The 19,700-nt window shown below is 41.3% G+C and carries 18 protein-coding genes; 7 read left to right on the plus strand and 11 right to left on the minus strand.

The genetic code is table 11. From position 1 onward, the window contains the following. Window positions 1-223 precede the first annotated feature (223 nt). A complete protein-coding gene (locus AADY36_RS14480; RefSeq protein WP_239963399.1) occupies window positions 224-1,123 on the plus strand; it encodes a 1-aminocyclopropane-1-carboxylate deaminase/D-cysteine desulfhydrase in 900 nt (299 codons plus the stop codon). On the opposite strand, the gene AADY36_RS14485 is transcribed toward AADY36_RS14480, so the two are convergent. The 4 genes from AADY36_RS14485 to AADY36_RS14500 form a co-directional block, all read right to left on the minus strand. Next, window positions 1,120-2,844, minus strand: a complete 1,725-nt coding sequence (locus tag AADY36_RS14485) for an EAL domain-containing protein (protein ID WP_055197559.1) — start codon at window positions 2,842-2,844, stop codon at window positions 1,120-1,122. The two genes, AADY36_RS14480 and AADY36_RS14485, sit on opposite strands and share 4 nt — an antisense overlap. A gap of 217 nt (window positions 2,845-3,061) precedes the next feature. Beyond that, entirely contained in the window at window positions 3,062-5,041 is a 1,980-nt protein-coding gene (locus AADY36_RS14490) for a methyl-accepting chemotaxis protein (RefSeq protein WP_342409120.1), read from the minus strand. Window positions 5,042-5,210: 169 nt separating this feature from the next. Next, the gene (ssb, locus tag AADY36_RS14495; RefSeq protein ID WP_054563349.1) at window positions 5,211-5,900 is read right to left on the minus strand and encodes a single-stranded DNA-binding protein; all 690 of its coding nucleotides are present in this window, start codon (window positions 5,898-5,900) and stop codon (window positions 5,211-5,213) included. Between the two features lie 20 nt (window positions 5,901-5,920). After that, window positions 5,921-7,288, minus strand: a complete 1,368-nt coding sequence (locus tag AADY36_RS14500) for an MFS transporter (protein ID WP_054552792.1) — start codon at window positions 7,286-7,288, stop codon at window positions 5,921-5,923. 162 nt (window positions 7,289-7,450) lie between these two features. Here AADY36_RS14500 and uvrA point away from each other — a divergent pair, with 162 nt between their 5' ends. Next, complete coding sequence (gene uvrA, locus AADY36_RS14505; protein WP_055021384.1) at window positions 7,451-10,270, plus strand: excinuclease ABC subunit UvrA; 2,820 nt, start codon at window positions 7,451-7,453, stop codon at window positions 10,268-10,270. A gap of 13 nt (window positions 10,271-10,283) precedes the next feature. Continuing rightward, window positions 10,284-11,339, plus strand: a complete 1,056-nt coding sequence (locus AADY36_RS14510) for a hypothetical protein (protein WP_055197517.1) — start codon at window positions 10,284-10,286, stop codon at window positions 11,337-11,339. Between the two features lie 14 nt (window positions 11,340-11,353). On the opposite strand, the gene AADY36_RS14515 is transcribed toward AADY36_RS14510, so the two are convergent. Next, window positions 11,354-11,599, minus strand: a complete 246-nt coding sequence (locus AADY36_RS14515) for a hypothetical protein (RefSeq protein ID WP_055197515.1) — start codon at window positions 11,597-11,599, stop codon at window positions 11,354-11,356. Between the two features lie 277 nt (window positions 11,600-11,876). Here AADY36_RS14515 and AADY36_RS14520 point away from each other — a divergent pair, with 277 nt between their 5' ends. Both AADY36_RS14520 and AADY36_RS14525 read left to right on the plus strand, forming a co-directional pair. Next, window positions 11,877-12,068 (plus strand): hypothetical protein, encoded by a 192-nt coding sequence (locus AADY36_RS14520; RefSeq protein ID WP_342409121.1) that lies wholly within the window; start codon window positions 11,877-11,879, stop codon window positions 12,066-12,068. 54 nt (window positions 12,069-12,122) lie between these two features. After that, window positions 12,123-13,013: a TraB/GumN family protein gene (locus AADY36_RS14525; protein ID WP_342409122.1), complete on the plus strand. Its 891-nt coding sequence runs from the start codon at window positions 12,123-12,125 to the stop codon at window positions 13,011-13,013. Between the two features lie 128 nt (window positions 13,014-13,141). Here AADY36_RS14525 and trpS read toward each other — a convergent pair whose 3' ends face one another. The 3 genes from trpS to rpe are packed head-to-tail and all read right to left on the minus strand — an operon-like array spanning window position 13,142 to window position 15,545. After that, window positions 13,142-14,146, minus strand: coding sequence for a tryptophan--tRNA ligase (gene trpS, locus AADY36_RS14530; RefSeq protein ID WP_054552798.1), 1,005 nt, complete (start codon window positions 14,144-14,146; stop codon window positions 13,142-13,144). Window positions 14,147-14,196: 50 nt separating this feature from the next. Continuing rightward, window positions 14,197-14,862, minus strand: coding sequence for a phosphoglycolate phosphatase (locus AADY36_RS14535; protein WP_063527519.1), 666 nt, complete (start codon window positions 14,860-14,862; stop codon window positions 14,197-14,199). After that, window positions 14,859-15,545, minus strand: a complete 687-nt coding sequence (gene rpe / locus AADY36_RS14540) for a ribulose-phosphate 3-epimerase (RefSeq protein ID WP_054563342.1) — start codon at window positions 15,543-15,545, stop codon at window positions 14,859-14,861. The genes AADY36_RS14535 and rpe overlap by 4 nt, the downstream gene beginning before the upstream one ends. Before the next feature lie 333 nt (window positions 15,546-15,878). On the opposite strand from rpe, the gene AADY36_RS14545 reads away from it, so the two are divergent. Beyond that, window positions 15,879-16,175: a hypothetical protein gene (locus tag AADY36_RS14545; RefSeq protein ID WP_054552801.1), complete on the plus strand. Its 297-nt coding sequence runs from the start codon at window positions 15,879-15,881 to the stop codon at window positions 16,173-16,175. 5 nt (window positions 16,176-16,180) lie between these two features. Continuing rightward, entirely contained in the window at window positions 16,181-16,366 is a 186-nt protein-coding gene (locus tag AADY36_RS14550) for a DUF2970 domain-containing protein (RefSeq protein WP_054563341.1), read from the plus strand. Here AADY36_RS14550 and AADY36_RS14555 read toward each other — a convergent pair. From AADY36_RS14555 to aroB, 3 genes are read right to left on the minus strand one after another with little or no spacing between them, the layout of a single operon-like run. Further along, window positions 16,338-17,180 (minus strand): Dam family site-specific DNA-(adenine-N6)-methyltransferase, encoded by an 843-nt coding sequence (locus AADY36_RS14555; RefSeq protein ID WP_054563340.1) that lies wholly within the window; start codon window positions 17,178-17,180, stop codon window positions 16,338-16,340. The two genes, AADY36_RS14550 and AADY36_RS14555, sit on opposite strands and share 29 nt — an antisense overlap. A gap of 53 nt (window positions 17,181-17,233) precedes the next feature. After that, complete coding sequence (locus AADY36_RS14560) at window positions 17,234-18,619, minus strand: AAA family ATPase (RefSeq protein WP_342409123.1); 1,386 nt, start codon at window positions 18,617-18,619, stop codon at window positions 17,234-17,236. Then, complete coding sequence (aroB, locus tag AADY36_RS14565) at window positions 18,619-19,689, minus strand: 3-dehydroquinate synthase (protein WP_342409124.1); 1,071 nt, start codon at window positions 19,687-19,689, stop codon at window positions 18,619-18,621. The genes AADY36_RS14560 and aroB overlap by 1 nt, the downstream gene beginning before the upstream one ends. Window positions 19,690-19,700 lie beyond the last annotated feature (11 nt).

Consider the following 19,700-nt stretch of genomic DNA (forward strand, 5'->3'; position numbering starts at 1 on the left):
AAAAGCGGCAATTATTTGGTCATTATTATTTTTTATAATTAAACTCTTATGCTATGTACTTGCAAGGCAAAACACAAGCTTTGTTCAATTATTATCTGAGTTTACATCTATTACCTTAGTTGATGCCAGTAAATAACAAAATCATTTGAGTTTAATTGACTAATTTCTATCTGTAAGACGATTTTGCTACAATAAGACGTGTTTTTTTACGAAAATTAATGCCGTGAATAGTTCTTTTGAATCACCAGTACAAACAATTCATCACCCCTTATTAGCTGCACGTAAAATTCAGTTGAGCATCAAGCGAGATGATCTTATTCATCCGCAAATTAGTGGCAACAAATGGCGTAAGCTAAAGTTTAACTTAGATGTTATGCAGCAACAGGGTAAATCTGAGCTACTCACTTTTGGTGGCGCGTTTTCAAATCATATTCATGCCACGGCAACTGCAGGTAAACTATTTGGCTTTAAAACCCACGGTATTATTCGCGGCCCTGAGCTAGACGAAGCAAATCCAACACTCAACTACGCAAAGCAATGCGGTATGAGCTTACACCCAGTAAATCGAATTACTTACCGCTTAAGGCACGACCAAACGTATTTAGCACAGTTACAAGCGCAGTTTCCGAATGCCTACATATTGCCAGAAGGCGGCACTAACACAGCCGCACTTTTAGGCTGTAAAGAATTAGCGCAAAGCCTACCAAGCTCTGATGTGATTGTTTGCCCAACTGGTAGTGGCGGCACACTGGCAGGTTTAATCGAAGGTGCACCACAACACACAAAGCTGTTAGGTGTCGCAGTACTGAAGCAAGCGCACTACTTAATTGATGAGATAAAGCAGCTAAGTAATAAAGCAAATCAGCAACAAAACTGGCAGCTGCTTTGCGACTTTCATGATGGTGGTTACGGAAAGTTTAGCGATGACTTGTGGCAATTTTGCCAAACCTTTAGTGAGCAACACGCAATCCCGCTTGAACCAATCTACAGCGGCAAAATGCTCTATGCCGTTTGGCAATTAATAGAGCAAGGTTACTTTAGTGAAGGAACGCATATCATTGCAGTTCATACTGGTGGGCTACAAGGGTTAGATGGCCTCAAGTACCGTGGCCTCATTAACTAACTATAGGGCGTAATATCCGCCAGCTTTTGTAATGGCTCGGCAAAGTAAAAACCTTGAGCAGCAATGACACCTAGGTTTTTTAAGGTCGCAAGTTCGTTCTGTGTTTCTACTCCAACCGCATAAACAGGAAAGTTTAACTCAGTACCTTTAGTAATTATTTGCTTAACCATTTTTTGCTGTTGGGTGTTGGTGTCAATATTGTGGATCAGCTCAAAAGCCAACTTAATACAGCATACGTTTTTGATGCCTTTATACGTTGCCAAGTGCTCTGCAGTACGCACATTATCAATAACAATGCCTGCAGAAAGTTTTTCTAAACATTCAAACTGTGCACTGAGCTTTTTATGCTGTTTTAAATAATCATCTTCGCTTAGTTCAAATTGCAGTTTATCTGCGCTATTAAACCCTTCCATTTGCTGTTTAAACCACAGCCAAAACTCGTCATTAAACCAGTTCATTGCGTGTAAGTTTATACTCACCGTTAATGAGCCCGTTTCGTTCAGCAGCATTTTCTTCACTTGAGAAATCACAGTTTGGTCCAATAACAAGACATCTTTTTTACTGCTCATGTGAGGAATAAAATGCCGAGCTGCAAGCAAGCCTAAACTCTTGTGGCGAATACGGATCAACGCCTCATGCTGTAAAATATCACCTGTTTGTAAGTCGAACAAAGGCTGAAAAAACAACATGAAATGTTTTTTCTTTATGTACTCAAATAGGTGTTCTTTACTATCAGCGAGCATGCTTGACTGCGTATGACCAAAGGGTAAGCGATGAATATGCTGCCAAGCGCTTTGTTTCGCCAGTGCTAATGCTGATTTAGTAAGCTGATAAACCACTGCCTGATCAGCCCCTGCGCGGTAATTACACACACCAATTTTTATATCAGCGCGAGATAAGTCACTACGATAATTTAAACAAGCTTGATAAATAACCTGATGTAATCGCTTAGTGTATTTATCAACTTCGGTGGCAGGCACACTGTTTAGGGTCACAGCAATACCACCCGATGGCAATAATTTAACAGAGCGATTTACAAGTTCACCAAACCCTTTTGCTATAACTAACTTAAAGTAATTATCAACGTCGAGGTTAGCAGGGAAAGGGTTCTTCCAAAAGAATAGCGCAAACAAATGGTTATAGTTTGTTGGTACACCATACAAAATATTTAAATCCTGATGACCTAAAGGTTTAGGTGGTGCAACTTTCTTGGCTGTAACCTGGGTGTTTAATTGTTCAAATGGTTTGCTCAGCGGTTTTTCTGCTATTGCTAATTGCTTGAACATTTTTTTCCACCAGCGGAAACCCCAGTACCCAGTGCCAAGCAATATTAAATTTAGGAAAATAAATAAGTGACTTTCGACCAACCAAGAAGGCCAATGAAATAAACGTAAGTTAACCGTTTTATAGCTAAACACCTCTTGCTCTAAGTCGATAAAGTTTGCAAAGTTATGTGGTACATCACTGGCACTCATTGCAAAACCTTGGCTTTTAACTAAGGTAGCAATAATATCTTGCGAGGCAATCGGGTCGAGGTTTAACTCATACACTTGCTTGGCAAGCTCAGTACCGGTGCGATGAACTTTGTCGTGCAACACATCACTTAAGAAAATATTAAAAACAACTAATAGCAAAAAAGCGGCCGCCACATAGATGGCCACCGGTTGCTTTATTTGTGAAGCTAAGTCTCGTTTCATTTCACAGGTTAGTTGCTTAAACATATACAAAGTGTTGTTCAAGAACCCTATAAATACAAGGCTGCAGGGCGATTTAAAGCAATATCAGAAATATCCTAGAACCAGCGCTGTCAAAAGTTTTGTAATTTTAAACACCTAGCAAAAACAGTTAATGAGAATTATTTTGTAACTGGCAAACTGCTACTTAAAGAGTAGTAAGAAAGTTTGCAGTGCTGAAGCTTCCTCAAAATCAACGCAGTTACTAATCAACTTTAAACACATTTAGGGCATCGGATGTTTTTTGCTGTGCATTTTCTAAATCTGTAATTAACTTCTCAAGTAACGCTAACTCGTTTTGAACATCATGCATGTTTGAAGTGATATTTTCGCTTGCTTTGCTCGCTTCTTCAGCAAGCTGACTTTGCGATTCAATTGCATCGGATACCGTATTTGTTTGGCTACTCACATCAGCAATATTCGCTGTTAACGTATCTATATTCGATAACGCTTGTTCACTATTATCACTGACCATTTGCGTTGAGTCAGAGGTATTTTCCATATACACCTGCAACTGCTGAACCTGCTGTTTTATATCATCAAGTACTGAAGATATTTCAGATGTAGAGTCTTGGCTACGTGTAGCTAAACCACGAACCTCATCGGCTACAACAGCAAAGCCACGGCCTTGCTCCCCTGCCCGAGCAGCTTCTATTGCCGCATTCAATGCAAGTAAATTAGTTTGCTCTGCAATGCTCGAAATCGTATCGAGTACAGATTGAATACTGCTTGTTTTAGCACTTAGGGCATCTGATTGTTCATGGGCTTGCTGTATTAACTCTGACAACGAGCTAATACTTGCTTTATTCCTACCAATAATTTGTTTAGTACTTGCAGATAGATCATTCGCCTTTATGGTGTTTTTTGAGCTTTCTTCTGCAGATACTGCTATTTGCTCTATCTGGCTATATAGCCTAGTGAAGTTGTCATGCAATGTTGCGGTCGTTGAATTAATATTTTCAACACGCTCAGATAGCTCTTTAGCAAATGTGATTAATGACCGAACACTGGATTCACTGGTGTTATTAGCTTGCTGAACTTGCCTAATTAAATCGGTAAGCGCATCGACGAGCTCATCAACGCTTCTGGAGATTGCACCAATTTCATCACTCGAATTATCGTTAATTCTCACCGCTAAATCATGGCTGGTAGCGATAGTGCTAATCACATCTCTAACCCTAGTTACTTTTCTCGCCAGCGACTTAATAACGAATAACCCAAAAGCAAAGAACAAACCTATAAGAATAATGGCAAAGCCACTCGTGACATAAACAGTAGTATTTGCACTACTACGACTTTGCTCAATCAGCGACTCTAAAGCTTGCTGCTTATTTAGAATATGCTTACGGACCTTACCTATTAACTCAGTGGACTGAGCAAACCAATCTGCTGGTGTTGGATAGCTTAAAGATAGCTCACCACTTTCTTGATTAAGCTTTTCAACAATGCTTTTTACATCTTGATAAGTTTGTGAGTTGGTCAATTCTGCTAGCCATTTTTTATCAGCATCACCTGTAAGTGTTAAAGAAAGCAAAAACAAGGTCTCTTCAATATTGTGAAAATAGCTACTGACTAAGACTTGATTACTCTCAGAAATCGATTTTGAAGATAAGACACCATTCACTTTACCTCGCACTTGCCCAAGCCTTTCCTTCAATAAAGACATTTCGACTATTGCAAGACCAGAAGCGATTGCCTCACTTTGCTTGACCTGTGAGACTCGCCTGTTGGCAACATCGAGCATAAACTTGTTTGAATCAGAATAGACCACAAACGCTTGTTTACCTTGCTTCTTGTCGACACTTTCTCTCAGCTCAGTGATTTTCTTATGTTTTGCTAATACCGCATTGAATAGTGTTGATGAAACCTTATGCTGCTGAGTGTAACGGGCAAATTGATCAAATGCTTTATCGACCACTACACGCTGCTGTGCAACACGCTCTTTATTTTGACTATAGCCAGAGCCAATTAGGCCTGCCGTTAAGCCTCGTTCAACAGCCGTTTCGTGAGCTATCTCATCAATCATTAAAGCTTCACGTATATATACGGCATCTTTCTCAACTGTGCTTTTTCTAACAAGCGACTCATTGATCACAGTATAAGACGCTGCAAACATCACAACCAAAGCAAAAGCGATAACCGCTGCAAGCGCCTGTTGAAAACTTATCTTCCTTAAAAGTTGCATAGTTAACAATAAAGTTGTGGAATTAAGGTTCTATAAACTTAGACCAGGTTTTGAATATAGCCAATTCCGCCTACCAACTTGCTTTTAGATTAAGCATTAACTTTCGCACATAAAAAAGCCCCGCTAATGCAGGGCTTCTTAAAAACTAATTACACAGTTTTGTCTTTGTCTAGAACGGGATATCGTCATCAAAGTCGATTGGTGGTTCCATTGGGTTTGATGCGCCGCCTTGTGGTGCATTTTGTGGCTTAGGAGCAAAACCGCCTTGTTGAGGTGCGCTGCTTTGCTGCTGACCATAACCGCCACCATATTGGTTATTACTTTGTTGTTGTGGTGCAGATTGCTGTTGTGGACGCTGTTGCTGCTGTGCTGGCGCAGACTGTTGCTGTGGAGCATAGCTATTATTGCTTTGTGATTGCTGTGCACCACCGCCGTAACCGCCACCTTGTTGTTGACCACCTTGGTAACCGCCTTGTGATTGACCACCTTGATAGCCTCCACCTTGCTGTTCACCACGACCGCCTAACATTTGCATTTGACCGCCCATGTCTACCACGATTTCTGTAGTGTATTTTTCTTGGCCTGATTGGTCAGTCCATTTACGCGTTTGTAAACGACCTTCAATGTACACTTGTGAACCTTTACGAAGGTACTCACCAGCAACTTCTGCTAGTTTGCCAAATAACACGACACGGTGCCATTCAGTACGCTCTTGCATTTGCCCTGTGTTTTTATCTTTCCAGCTATCTGTCGTAGCAATGCTGATATTCGCTACGCCATTGCCATTAGGCATATAACGTACTTCTGGATCTTGGCCTAAATTACCAACCAAGATAACTTTGTTCACACCGCGTGCCATGGAACTTCTCCTATAAAACGTTAGATTAAACCAGCCACTTTGCGTGCTTGGTCTAGGTCAAATTCTTTATCATTAATCTTTAAATAGCTGCGATTTTCATCACAGACAACCGTTGCTTCAATTACGCCCGGTAAAGCAACAAGACGAGAAGCAAGCGCTTGTGCCTGCTGCTCTGAACTTAATTCAGTCATTAAGCTAATTATTTTACTTCTTGGTGGGACTTGCATATTCCAAGCAAGGATAAGCCATATTACCCCAACAAGTGCCGCCGCCGCAAACACTGCTTGCGCACTTAATGCTTGAGCAACGTAACCCCCTAATAAACCACCTAAAAAGGCACCAAAAAACTGCGTAGATGAAAATACTCCCATCGCAGAACCTTTCTGGTTTGCAGGAGCAATACGCGAAACAAGTGCTGGCATGGTTGCTTCTAAAAAGTTAAAAGCAATAAAGTAAACCAACATACAAATACCGATGCCAATCACCGAATCAACCCATAACGACATAGCGAGCATGCTTAAAACAAGCAGTGCGATTGAGCCAATAAAGGCTTGTTTTTCTTTTTCTTTACGAATCGCCACAATCATCATTGGTGCCATCAAGAAAAACGCTAAAAACAGTACAGGTATATATAAATACCAATGGTGGTCTGCAACTAAGCCATCTTTTATAAGCTGGCCTGGTAAGGCTACAAATACGGTAGTTAATGTAAGATGAAGCAGCATCACACCAAAATCAAGGCGTGCTAATTGTGGATGTTTAATTAGTTGCTTAATATCATCAAGGGTAGCAAGTGTGTCACCTTTTGGCGCCTTATTGACAGCATTTGGCACCAAAAACAACACTATTAAAATACCTAAAATGGCCAGTCCTGCGGTAAGCCAAAATACCCCAGCAACCCCCCATGATGCAGCAACAATTGGCCCTAGTAGCATAGCAACGGCAAAGCTCATACCAATACACATACCAATCACGGCCATAACTTTCGGACGTTGTTCATCACGGCTTAAATCAGAAGCAAGCGCCAATAAAGCACTGGCAATCGCCCCCATGCCTTGTAGTGCACGCCCAAGCGTAACCATTTGCACAGACTCAGCGGTTGCAGCAATAACAGAGCCAAGTGCAAACACACAAAGGCCACCAATAATCACTTTTTTACGACCAATTTTATCAGACAACCAACCCATAGGGATTTGCAGTACGGCTTGCGTTAAACCATAAGCACCAATAGCAAAGCCAATCCAAAGCGGCGAAAACCCTTCTAATTGCTGACCATAAATCGCCAATACTGGCATCAGCATAAATAGGCCAAGCATACGGAATGCAAAGACGCTCGCCAACGAAACGGCTGCGCGTTTTTCTCGAGAGTTGAGTGAAGATGCTGTCATGAATTACTGATCTTGCTGTCTATTAAAATTTGAGCGTGGATTCTACCACAAGCGAAAACTAAATAATCACCTGTAAGTGATGATTTTTTCTTTGATCAAGGATTAATCTTATCGCGTATTATGAGATACTGAAAAAATAATTAGGTAATAAAACGAGATAGCATGGAAAACATTGAAGTCCGAGGCGCCCGTACGCACAATTTAAAAGACATCAGCCTAACCATTCCCCGTGATAAGCTGATAGTTATCACTGGCCTATCTGGTTCAGGGAAATCGTCTTTAGCGTTTGATACTTTGTATGCAGAAGGGCAACGTCGTTATGTTGAATCACTGTCAGCGTATGCAAGACAGTTCTTATCGCTAATGGAAAAACCCGATGTTGATCACATCGAAGGTTTATCGCCAGCTATCTCTATCGAACAGAAATCAACGTCACATAACCCGCGTTCAACGGTCGGTACTATTACCGAGATTTACGATTACCTTCGTTTATTATTTGCCCGTGTAGGTGAGCCTCGCTGCCCCACTCACGACTTGCCACTTGCCGCACAAACTATCAGCCAAATGGTCGATACGGTTTTAGCCTTACCAGAAGGTAGCAAGCTAATGCTATTAGCACCGGTGGTAAAAGACCGTAAAGGTGAGCACGTTAAACTGCTTGAGCAACTCGCAAGCCAAGGTTTTATTCGCGCCCGTATCGATGGCGAAGTATGTGACTTATCAGATCCACCAACTCTTGAGCTTCATAAAAAGCATACTATCGAGGTCGTGGTTGACCGCTTTAAAGTAAAAGATGGCCAACAACAGCGCTTAGCTGAATCATTCGAAACGGCCCTTGAGCTATCAGGTGGTATTGCTCATGTAGCGGCTATGGACGACTCACTCAGCGAAGACATGCTGTTTTCTGCTAATTTTGCCTGCCCAACGTGTGGCTATGCCATGAGTGAACTTGAGCCGCGTTTATTCTCGTTCAATAACCCGGCGGGTGCGTGTCAAAGCTGTGATGGTTTAGGTGTGCGCCAGTATTTTGATCCAAACCGTGTTGTGCAAAATCCTGAACTAAGCTTATCGGGCGGTGCAATCAAAGGCTGGGACAAACGTAGCTTTTATTACTTCCAAATGCTGCAAGCTGTCGCAGAGCATTATAAGTTTGACCTAGAAGTGCCTTTCCAAGAACTTGGTAAAGATGCGCAAAAGGTGATTCTTGAAGGTTCAGGTAAAACTAAAATTGCCTTTAATTACCGTAACGACCGTGGTGATTTAATTACACGTAACCATGAGTTTGAAGGCGTTTTAAATAATATGAATCGCCGCTACCGTGAAACCGAGTCAAACTCAGTTCGCGAAGAGCTTGCTAAATACCAAACAAGCCAAGCGTGTCCGAGCTGTCATGGCTCGCGACTTCGTGAAGAAGCTCGCCACGTATTTATTGGCCAAACAAACCTGCCAGCTATCACCACAATGAGTATTGGTGAAAGCATGGCATTTTTTGATGGTTTGAATCTAACTGGTCAGCGCGCCCAAATTGCCGAAAAAATCCTCAAAGAAATTCGTGACCGTTTATCTTTCTTAATTAATGTAGGCCTTAATTATTTATCACTTGAGCGAAGTGCCGACACCCTGTCAGGTGGTGAAGCGCAGCGTATTCGTTTAGCAAGTCAGATTGGTGCAGGTCTTGTTGGTGTTATGTACGTACTGGATGAGCCTTCAATTGGTTTGCACCAACGCGATAACGACCGCCTACTAAAAACCCTTATTCACTTACGCGATTTAGGCAACACGGTCATTGTGGTTGAGCATGACGAAGATGCTATTCGCGCTGCAGACCATATTATCGATATCGGCCCAGGTGCCGGTGTTCATGGCGGCCATGTTATTGCACAAGGTACCCATGACGATATTCTAGCCAGTAAAGATTCAATCACAGGTCAGTACCTCTCTGGCGAAAAGAAAATCGAAGTACCAGAGTCTCGTCATCAAACTACCGACAAATGGCTTGAGCTATTTGGTGCCACAGGTAACAACTTAAAGAACGTTGATTTACGTATTCCATTTGGCTTAATGACCTGTATCACAGGTGTATCAGGCTCAGGTAAATCAACGCTTATCAACGACACTTTATTTAAGCTGGCTCATACCGAGTTAAATGGCGCAACGACCGCTGAAGCGGCACCGTATAAGTCAATCAAGGGCCTAGATCATTTTGACAAAGTGATTGATATTGACCAAAGCCCGATTGGCCGTACTCCGCGCTCAAACCCTGCCACTTACACCGGTATTTTTACCGGTATTCGAGAGCTATTTGCGGGTACTCAAGAAGCCCGTTCGCGTGGCTATAAGGTCGGTCGCTTTAGCTTTAACGTTAAAGGTGGTCGTTGTGAGGCTTGCCAAGGTGATGGCGTGATCAAGGTAGAAATGCACTTTTTACCTGATGTATATGTACCTTGTGATGTATGTAAAGGTCAGCGCTACAACCGTGAAACCCTCGAAGTACAGTACAAAGGTAAAAACATTCACCAAGTACTCGAAATGACCGTAGAAGATGCCCGTGACTATTTTGATAAAATTCCGGCTATTGCACGTAAACTGCAAACCTTAATGGATGTAGGCTTGTCGTATATTCGCTTAGGTCAAGCTGCTACTACCCTCTCCGGTGGTGAAGCGCAGCGTGTGAAACTGGCTCGTGAACTTTCAAAACGTGATACCGGTAAAACCTTATATATCCTTGATGAACCAACTACGGGTTTACACTTTGCTGATATTCAGCAATTATTAGTAGTACTTCACCGCTTACGCGATCACGGTAATACCATTGTTGTTATTGAGCATAACCTTGATGTGATCAAAACCGCAGACTGGATTGTCGACTTAGGCCCAGAAGGTGGCTCTGGCGGTGGTGAAATTTTAATTTCTGGTACACCTGAAGACGTTGCCGAGTGTGAGCGTTCACACACAGGAAGGTACTTAAAACCACTACTATAAAAAAGGATATTGCGTGCGTAGGTATTTAAAAATTGCAAAATGGCGCGCTAATAAACAGTTTCAACAACAGCAACGTAGCTGGCAGCCTCATAAAACGAGGCTGGTTGAACGATTACAAGCCATTTGGTTTAACTTAAGTACCGCACAAAAGCTCTATCTTTTAGCATTAAGCAGCCTGATTGTTCTGCAATCGGGCTGGTTAAGTGCCACCATCACCATTATTGCGCTTGTTATTGAATTTTGGCCCAAGTTTAACCAACTTTGGCACTCGCTTGCCGGCAAAGCACTGATTTTAATCTTCTATGCCAGTATCGCTAATTTTGTGTTGGCCGGTGCGAGCGGCATAGTTAATGATGTAACTCATGTCTCAGCTAGTCACTTTAATTACACCCACAACTTTGCCACCCTGTTATATTTACCACCTTGGGCAATGGGAATAACCCTAGGTACTTTATTGTTATTTCAACTTTTTTTACCTTTCTATATCTTTGTTTTATTACTAATAAAGCCATTTGGCTCTGAGCGAATTAAATTTATAAGCCAAAGCTACTCACCGCTGTTAACCGCCATCGTGCGCTTTGTTTTAGCATCAGTGGTATTTATTAACCTGATTTCGTTTATCGACGATCAGCCACCTGAAGAAGTACTCGATAATATGGTTAGCACCTTTTTAGATAGCAAAGTTATTGCTAAAGAATCAGGTGAAGAGCAGCAAATAGCAGTCGAACAACTAGGTGAAAAACTCGAACAACAACTTCCTGAAAGTACACAAAACTCAACCCCTAACCAAGACGTCAATATAGAAGGTGACAGCGAAACCGCCGAAAACCTTCGTCAGTTTTTAGATACCAAAGGTTACTTTGAGCGTAGCAAACGTTTAATTGCGATGTTTGCTTACAGCTTTGAAGCCGACAGCTATTCACGCTGTTTAAAAGCAGAAAACAGTAAAGCCGTTGAGCTGAATGATTACGAAATAGTGCAAGTAACCCCTGATCACCATGCTGAATATGGCTATCGATTTGAAGTCATTGCTTGTGACTCGCCAGGCGTTACCCCAGTAGAAAAATAGCGCAGCAATCAATATTACTCGCTTGGCTTGCTGCGTTTTTCTCTTATGAAATGAAATATCGAAAGCCCAATAAAACCAAAGCAAACTAAGGCGATTACTAAATTAGGTATAAAAATAAGTAACATAGTAGCATCATAGCCGATCTTAGCGAATGCAGCACAAAGGCTACCAATGATAAGCTCAGTTAAGATTAGCTCCCATTCTAATGAGCTATTCGCAGGTACAGTTTTAGCCGCATAATGTTTTACTTTAAAACCCATATCAAAACCTCCAAGTTCCTATTTGCTACATTCAAATTATCATCAATAGGCAAAAACACAAAAATAAAGTGATTTAAAACCTTATTTCCCCTCATAAGAATTAAACTTAAACCATTGAAACTATTAAAATTAACATTTTAAAACCTTATAAATAAATCGCTTAGAACTAGATAAGCGACTCTATGTAAATTCCTCGCTATTGTAGTTTCCATCAACGGGCCACCAACCAACTTTGCTTCGCTGATAAAACTAATCAACCAATTAAGAGAATAAAGTTATGAGCAACTCAGCTTTAAAAATAGTGTCGATACTCGCAGTAAGCACGCTTGTTGTTACACTGCCAAACCCCATATTTGATAGCCAAGATACTCAAAAATTAGAACAACATTTTGAGATATCTATCGAGGTTTCTATCGAGCAAATGAACAAAAAAGTTGACCATCAAATTGAGTTAAAACTCAACAAGTAATGCCCTGCTTGCCCAGAACATTGGGCAAGCTTTTTCAATTAACAGGCTAAAAGAATGAAACAACTAACTCAATTACTGCTCTCAACAATTGCTGCATCATGCTTGTTAACAACGAGTATTTGTACAGCAAAAAGTGCCGTTTGGCAGGTAAGTAAAGGTGATGAATTTATATACATTGCGGGTTCAATTCATGTTTTACCGCCCAAGGAACTACCGCTACCAGCTGAATTTAATCAAGCATATAAACAAGCCGATACCCTAGTACTGGAAGCCGATATGCCAGCGCCAAGTAATAGCTCAGCACAACTTACTATGCTTAAAGCACTGAGTTACGAAACTGGTGAAACATTAAGTAGTAAGCTCTCTGCAAAAGTAAAAAAACAATTAGAAGCACAGCTTACTCAATACGATATGCAACTTAGCGAACTCGACAGCTTTCGCCCTTTTATGGTGAGCTTGCTGATGATGTCGCTAGAACTACAAAAACAACAGCTTTTCGGTGAAGGTGTTGATAGCTATTTCGCAAAGCAAGCCCAACAAGACAGCAAAGAATTAGCTTACCTCGAAACCTTGGCATTCCAATTACACCTTTTTAAGCAATTAGGCAGCCAAGACGAAGATGCCTATATTCAGTCACAGTTAGCGCAAGTATCAAGTTACCAAGCGCTTTACAGTGCAATGCTTGATGCATGGCGCAATGGCGATATGCACGCAATGAATGAGCTAACTATCATGCCATTAAAACAACATGATCCCCTCACCTACCAAATACTCATTAAGCAACGTAATTTGAATTGGCTTAATCATATTGAGGATTACTTTACTGATCAGCAAAAAGAGTTGGTACTTGTTGGCGCTGCTCATTTGGCCGGTGAAGATAGCCTATTAGCCTTGTTAGAAAGTAAAGGCTACGTGATTGCACAGTTGAGCGCTGATGAGGAGTAAGAAAATGGAAAAAACAGACAAAACCGCTGCCGCACTTATCTGCTTATTTACTGTTTTAATTGTGCTGAGCTTTTAATAAAAAAATACCGCTCTAAAGCGGTATTTTTATTTCAATAATTTGTGCAAGCTTACGGGCGAGGAATAAAACCTACCGCATCGTAGACTGCTTTTAATGTTTTTTCAGCGCGAATACTCGCCTTTTCAGCACCTGACTTCATAATGCTATCAAGTAGTGACTGATCTTCGCGAATTTCTTTAAAGCGCGCTTGGATTGGCTCAATCATATTAACGACCGCTGCTGCAGTGTCTTTTTTCAGGTGACCATACATTTTATCTTCATATTCAGGCACTAAGTCTTCAATTGAGCGCTTAGTTGCAACTGATAATAAAGTAAGTAGGTTAGATACACCTGGTTTTTCTTCACGATCAAAGTAGATACGAGCTTGCTCGTCTGAATCAGTTACTGCTTTTTTCAGTTTCTTTTCAATCTTCTTCGGCTCATCTAATAACATGATGTAACCGTTTGGATTTTCATCTGATTTAGACATTTTCTTGAGCGGATCTTGTAAGCTCATTACACGTGCGCCGAACTCAGGAATGTATGGTTCAGGTAGTTTGAACACGTCACCGTATAGGTTGTTAAAACGTGTTGCGATATCACGTGTCAATTCAAGGTGTTGCTTTTGATCTTCACCCACTGGCACTTGATCTGCTTGGTATAACAAGATGTCTGCAGCTTGCAGTACAGGGTAAGAGAACAAACCCACATTCACGTTATTAGCATGCTTAGAAGACTTATCTTTAAACTGCGTCATACGGTTAAGCTCACCCATTTGAGCGTAACAGTTTAAAACCCAACTAAGCTGTGCATGTTCTGGCACTTGAGATTGTACGAATAACGCCGCTTTTTCTGGGTCGATACCACATGCAGCATAAAGCGCAATACCGTCCAGCACGCGCGAGCGTAGCTGCTCAGGATCTTGGCGTACAGTAATGGCGTGTAAATCTACTAACATAAAGAAACTTTCGTGGTCTTCCTGTAGCTTAAGCCACTGGTTAATAGCGCCAACATAGTTGCCTATTGTCATACCACCGGTTGGCTGAATGCCACTTAACACTACTGGTTTACTCATGATGTTCCTTTATATTTTTACTAAACTAAAAAGACGAAATTAAAATGCACTTACCTTTGGGTAAGAACGGGTATTATATCTAAGAAATTCTCGCAGAGGTACTCTGGATTGAAATCAGCGAGGTTTTCACCTTGGTTATAGCCATAACCGAGTGCGACAACGTCAACCTTAGCAGCTTTTGCTGCCAAAATATCACTTTTTGAGTCGCCTATCATAACCGCTTTGGCTGGGCTGACATCTAATTGCTGACAAGCAAATAGTAAAGGCTCAGGTGATGGTTTCTTTGCCATATCATCACCACATACAATCAACTGAAAATGACTAGTCAGTGAAAGCTTATCAAGTAACTTTTCGGTAAAACGACGTGCCTTATTGGTGATCACCACTTTAGGAATACCAGCAAGTGCAGCAAGCCCAGTTTCTACATGTTGATAAAGCGCACTGTAGTCACCTACAACTTGGTCATAGTGCTGATAAAACAAATTAATTGCACGCTCAGCAAGGGCTTCATCTAAATGCTCACTGATTTGCATATCGCCACTCAAACCACGCTTTACAAGCGTTTCTATGCCATTACCTACCCAGCTCTCAACTAGCTTTTGTGTAACAACCGGAAATGCGAGGTCAGTTAGAGTCAGATTCATCGCAATGTATAAATCATAAACACTGTCGACTAAGGTGCCATCTAAATCGAAAAATGCCGCATCGTATTTCATGACTCAACCTTTGCAAGCTCGCTGCGCATCGCATCGATAACAGCCTTGTAATCTGGTTGATTGAAAATCGCTGAGCCTGAAACAAACATATCAGCGCCCGCTTCTGCAATTTCAGCAATGTTATCAACACCAACGCCACCATCAACTTCTAAACGAATATTGCGACCCGAGTCATCAATAATTTTACGCGCTTGGCGAAGCTTTTCGAGGGTATGAGGAATAAAGCTTTGGCCGCCAAAGCCAGGGTTAACCGACATTAATAGCACTACATCAACTTTATCGAGCACATGCTCAAGGTAGCTAAGGCTGGTTGCAGGATTAAATACAAGCCCAGCTTGGCAACCGCTGTCTTTTATAAGCTGTAAGGTACGGTCAATATGCTCACTTGCTTCAGGGTGAAAGCTAATAATAGAAGCGCCCGCTTCAGCAAAGTCGGGAATTAGGCGATCGACAGGTTTCACCATAAGATGCACATCAATCGGGGCTGTAATACCGTAATCGCGCAGTGCTTTACAAATCATTGGGCCAAAGGTTAGGTTTGGCACATAATGGTTATCCATTACATCAAAATGTACAACATCTGCCCCACTTGCGAGTACACGATCAACATCTTCACCTAAACGGGCAAAATCAGCTGATAAAATAGAAGGGGCTATTAAATACTTTTGTAATGTTTCCAACATGAGAGATTCCATCATAATTTGCGACTGCAAGAAGAGCGCATAATGTAACCCAATCGACAGCTGATTAAAACACCACAGCTAACTGTTAAAACGCTATTGCTCAAGGCCAACCCTTTTAGCTTATTGAATTAATGTAAATTTAATCAAAAATTGAACAATCGTTCTATTCAACTGCTTGCATAAATGCATTTAAATGAAACAAAATATAAACATAAAATTTACTTTAAAAGGCTAATTTTATTAAATTTTTATTTAATTCAGCCGTAATTAAGTTTGTTATTTGAGCAATTGTTATGTATGCTTGTCTAAATAACACAAACAAGGGTTATTCTCATGCGTGCTTTTAAAATAGGGATCTTAATCGCGTCCGCACTTACGGTTGCTGCGTTTGTATCTTTCTCATCTGCTGATGAAGACGACTTTTTAGCAGCGGCGTCTGGCTGCTCATGCAATACGCTTAACGCATCATCATCTTCTGCTCAATGTATGAAAGCAGAACAAGAAACAGGATGGTTTTCTTGGTTAACGGGTGATAGCCGCAGCGCTCAGTTCCATTATCTTGATTTACTTGAGTTATTAACAAGTAGTGAAGAGTCTAAGAAAGTTAGCGGTTTAGGTTCTAAGTTCTAAATCGCATGAACAAATTCATTAGTGCATTACAAAGTGTCTTTGCGGCATTTTTTGGTGTGCAATCAGAAAATAAGCGTCAAGCTGACTTTAAAGAGCACTCGCTCAGTACTATTATCGTCATTGCCCTCGTTTTATTCAGCCTGTTTGTAGCAGCGATTTATTTCACCGTTTCTTTGGTGCTAAATACATAGCCATTAGCTCATTCACTTTATTACGTGAACCTCCCTTCGGGCTAATCGTGCGTTTTACCTGAATTTCATCCAGTGATGCTTGGCTGTAGATCTTACGAGTCCACACCGTATCGTGGTTAGAAATAAGTACCGGCGTGTTATTTTCGAATGCTGCTTGCTCAGCTAAATTCGCCAAGTTTGCTTGATCATCTAAATTGAAACCGCCTTTAGCGTAAGAAGTAAATGATGCTGTTTTACTCAACGGCACATAAGGTGGGTCGCAATACACAACCGCATTATTAGGAATGAGCTTAAAGACCTCGTCATAACCTAAACACGTAAAGGTGGCTTGCTGAGCTTTTTCAGCAAAGAAGTGCATTTCTTTTTCAGGAAAATACGGGCGCTTATATTTACCAAAAGGAACGTTAAAAATACCTTTAAGATTGTAGCGACACAGACCGTTATAACCATGACGATTCATGTATAAGAATAAAATTGCGCGCTCATACACATCGCTGCTCTGATTAAACTGAACACGGTACTCATAATAGGCTTCAGGATGGTTATTGAGCTCTACAAATAGTTTTTTTGCATCGCTGATAAACTCGTCAGGCGTGCGCTTTAGCTCAGTGTACAGGTTGATCAGATCCGCATTAATATCATTTAAAATATAATGCTTAAAATCAGTATTGAGAAATACAGAGCCAGCACCAACGAAAGGTTCAACTAAGGTGTCAGCATCCATACTCGCTTGCTTCAAGCGGGTACGAATATCTTCAACTAGGCTGTATTTTCCACCCGCCCATTTAAGGAAGGCTCTGGTCTTTTGCTGCATCTGCTCTTAACTTCAATTCGGTGTTGCGCGATTTTACACTAATCAGTTTTAATTTACTGATTTAGTGAAGCGATTTCTTGTTTAATTTTACTTATTTTTTTATAAAACGGCTGATTTTTACGCACATTATCAGAAAGTGTTGTTACGCCCTTCTTAGCATCATTCAGTGTGGCATAACTGCCATAAGTTACGATCCACCACGACTTACCGCTCCGTAAGCTTTGGTAAGTATTTACCTGCCCTTGCAAGCCATTTTCATTAATAAACTTATCACTGATCTCTTGCTTAGTGACCGCTAGTAATTGGATTACAAAATTGTCGTCTGGCTGAGACAAATACCACGCATTTCCTGCTAATGGCTGCTCTGGCTCAATTGCAGACTCGGCTTGCTCAGCATCGCTGATAATAGCTGCTACAACTTCATCTTTCGTTGGTTGCTCAGTCTCTTGTGTAACTGGCTCTACTGGCAAAAGGCTATCAACAATCGCAGCCACGTTATTGTTATGGTTTTTACTGTCAGAGCCATCAACTGGCATCTCGGCAGCCTGAGTCGTGTTGTCATCATCATTAGTAGCAACTGGCTGCTGTGCTGGAGGCTCATCTTGAGCTTGTTCTGTAACGAGCTCTTTACTCTCTACAGGGCCATTAACTACTGCTTCTGCAGGTAATGCAGTTGCCACAGAGCTTGTTGTATCTTGTTGGTAATGTGCTTTCCACCACTCGGTCATATCAGCTTTATATAAAAAGCCAATGATCAGCAGCATGGTTGTGATTAAGAGCAAAATTATATAAAGCAGTTTATAGCTTTTCTCGGGTGCGCGAATATCCGCAGTTTGCTGTTCAGGCTGCCAAGCTAGCAATAAGGCAGGGTTACCATGCGCTTCTTGTAAAAATGTGCGAAAAACTGGGTCTTCTTCAACAGGGAGGTTATCGAAAAACCAACGCATAAGTTGCTTACTTTCGCTCAAGTTAAGCGCTTCAAGGTGAATTTCGACCGCTTGGCTAAACTGGCCGACCGATTGTGATGCAATCAATATGTATAACGTGCTCGGGCTTTGCTTGGCAAGAATTTCTAATTGCTGAATTAACTCTTCAGATAAATGACGCCCTCCATCAATCACCCATAAACAATCACCACAAGGCTGTTGCTTATAGAGTTGATAGAAGTTTTCAGACAAACTCAAAGAGTGATCAATTAGTGGGTTGCTAAAGCTTTGTTCTAACAGTTCAGTCATAAACTGTTGGTCGGTCATTTTTCCAGACAACTGAACAAACGCTTTATTAAAGTCGAGGTATTTATCAGTAATGAAGGTTTCTAATAAATAGCTTTTACCAAGGCCTGACGGGCCAAGTAAGCAAATTAGATTTTGCCCATATTCAAACTGCAGAGCGATTCGATCAACTAGCGCAGCACGGCTAGGCAATATTTGCGATTGCATTAGCGCGCTATTAAATCACAAACCTGCTGATCAGTAACATCACTTACCAGCGCACATTGACCAAATTGGGTAGGAAGAATAAAGCGAATAGTGCCTTTTTTGTTTTTCTTATCTTTACGCATATGCGTTAAAAACTGCTCGCTTGTCATTTCTGCAGGAATATCGACTGGTAAATCATACTCAGCAATCAATTTTTCAATGCGTTCAACTTCTGCAGCAGTTAAGTCATCACGGGTATGTGCAAGGCGTGCTGCCAGCACCATACCTGCGGCAACGGCTTCGCCGTGTAGCCAATTACCGTAACCCATTTGTGCTTCGATAGCATGACCAAAGGTGTGCCCTAGGTTAAGTAAGGCGCGTAACCCTGCTTCTTTTTCATCTTGTGCAACAATCAAGGCTTTGATTTCACAACAACGGTAAATCACATGCTGCAATGTTTGCTCATCAAGTGATTTAAGGTTAGCGATATTTTGCTCTAGGTAAGCAAATAACTCAGTGTCGTAAATAAGGCCGTATTTAATGACTTCTGCCATACCGGCTGCGAATTCACGCTCAGGTAAAGTATGAAGTGATTGCGTATCGATAAACACGGCTTGTGGTTGGTAAAACGCACCAATCATGTTTTTACCAAGTGGATGGTTTACTGCCGTTTTGCCTCCAACCGATGAATCCACTTGCGAAAGCAAGGTAGTTGGTACTTGAATAAAAGGCACGCCACGTTGATAACATGCAGCAACAAAACCCGTTAGATCACCTACAACACCGCCACCTAAGGCAATAAGGCATGTATCTCGACCACAGTTATGTTCAAGTAAGAACGCCGATATCTTTTCAAACCACTCAAGTGATTTATATTGTTCGCCATCAGGGATGGTAAAAGATAACGGGTTAAGATCAACCAACGACGTCATTACATCATCAAGATATAAAGGTGCAATGGTGTCGTTGGTGATAATGATAGGTCGACAATCGCCGATGTGCTCGCGTAGTCGACCAGTCTCTTTAAGAGCAGATTGACCAATATAAATAGGATAACTTCGCTCGTCCAAATTAACTGTTAATTCAAGCATAGCTAGTTTCC

This window comes from Pseudoalteromonas sp. D15MCD-2 (assembly GCF_038562745.1).
Taxonomy (GTDB): Bacteria; Pseudomonadota; Gammaproteobacteria; order Enterobacterales; family Alteromonadaceae; genus Pseudoalteromonas.

Coding starts and splice junctions, on each gene's coding strand:
- AADY36_RS14485 (WP_055197559.1), bottom strand. CDS start 2,844: ATGTTTAAGCAACTAACCTGTGAAATGAAACGAGACTTAGCTTCACAA.
- AADY36_RS14490 (WP_342409120.1), bottom strand. CDS start 5,041: ATGCAACTTTTAAGGAAGATAAGTTTTCAACAGGCGCTTGCAGCGGTT.
- ssb (WP_054563349.1), bottom strand. CDS start 5,900: ATGGCACGCGGTGTGAACAAAGTTATCTTGGTTGGTAATTTAGGCCAA.
- AADY36_RS14500 (WP_054552792.1), bottom strand. CDS start 7,288: ATGACAGCATCTTCACTCAACTCTCGAGAAAAACGCGCAGCCGTTTCG.
- uvrA (WP_055021384.1), top strand. CDS start 7,451: ATGGAAAACATTGAAGTCCGAGGCGCCCGTACGCACAATTTAAAAGAC.
- AADY36_RS14515 (WP_055197515.1), bottom strand. CDS start 11,599: ATGGGTTTTAAAGTAAAACATTATGCGGCTAAAACTGTACCTGCGAAT.
- AADY36_RS14520 (WP_342409121.1), top strand. CDS start 11,877: ATGAGCAACTCAGCTTTAAAAATAGTGTCGATACTCGCAGTAAGCACG.
- AADY36_RS14525 (WP_342409122.1), top strand. CDS start 12,123: ATGAAACAACTAACTCAATTACTGCTCTCAACAATTGCTGCATCATGC.
- trpS (WP_054552798.1), bottom strand. CDS start 14,146: ATGAGTAAACCAGTAGTGTTAAGTGGCATTCAGCCAACCGGTGGTATG.
- AADY36_RS14535 (WP_063527519.1), bottom strand. CDS start 14,862: ATGAAATACGATGCGGCATTTTTCGATTTAGATGGCACCTTAGTCGAC.
- rpe (WP_054563342.1), bottom strand. CDS start 15,545: ATGTTGGAAACATTACAAAAGTATTTAATAGCCCCTTCTATTTTATCA.
- AADY36_RS14545 (WP_054552801.1), top strand. CDS start 15,879: ATGCGTGCTTTTAAAATAGGGATCTTAATCGCGTCCGCACTTACGGTT.
- AADY36_RS14550 (WP_054563341.1), top strand. CDS start 16,181: ATGAACAAATTCATTAGTGCATTACAAAGTGTCTTTGCGGCATTTTTT.
- AADY36_RS14555 (WP_054563340.1), bottom strand. CDS start 17,180: ATGCAGCAAAAGACCAGAGCCTTCCTTAAATGGGCGGGTGGAAAATAC.
- AADY36_RS14560 (WP_342409123.1), bottom strand. CDS start 18,619: ATGCAATCGCAAATATTGCCTAGCCGTGCTGCGCTAGTTGATCGAATC.
- aroB (WP_342409124.1), bottom strand. CDS start 19,689: ATGCTTGAATTAACAGTTAATTTGGACGAGCGAAGTTATCCTATTTAT.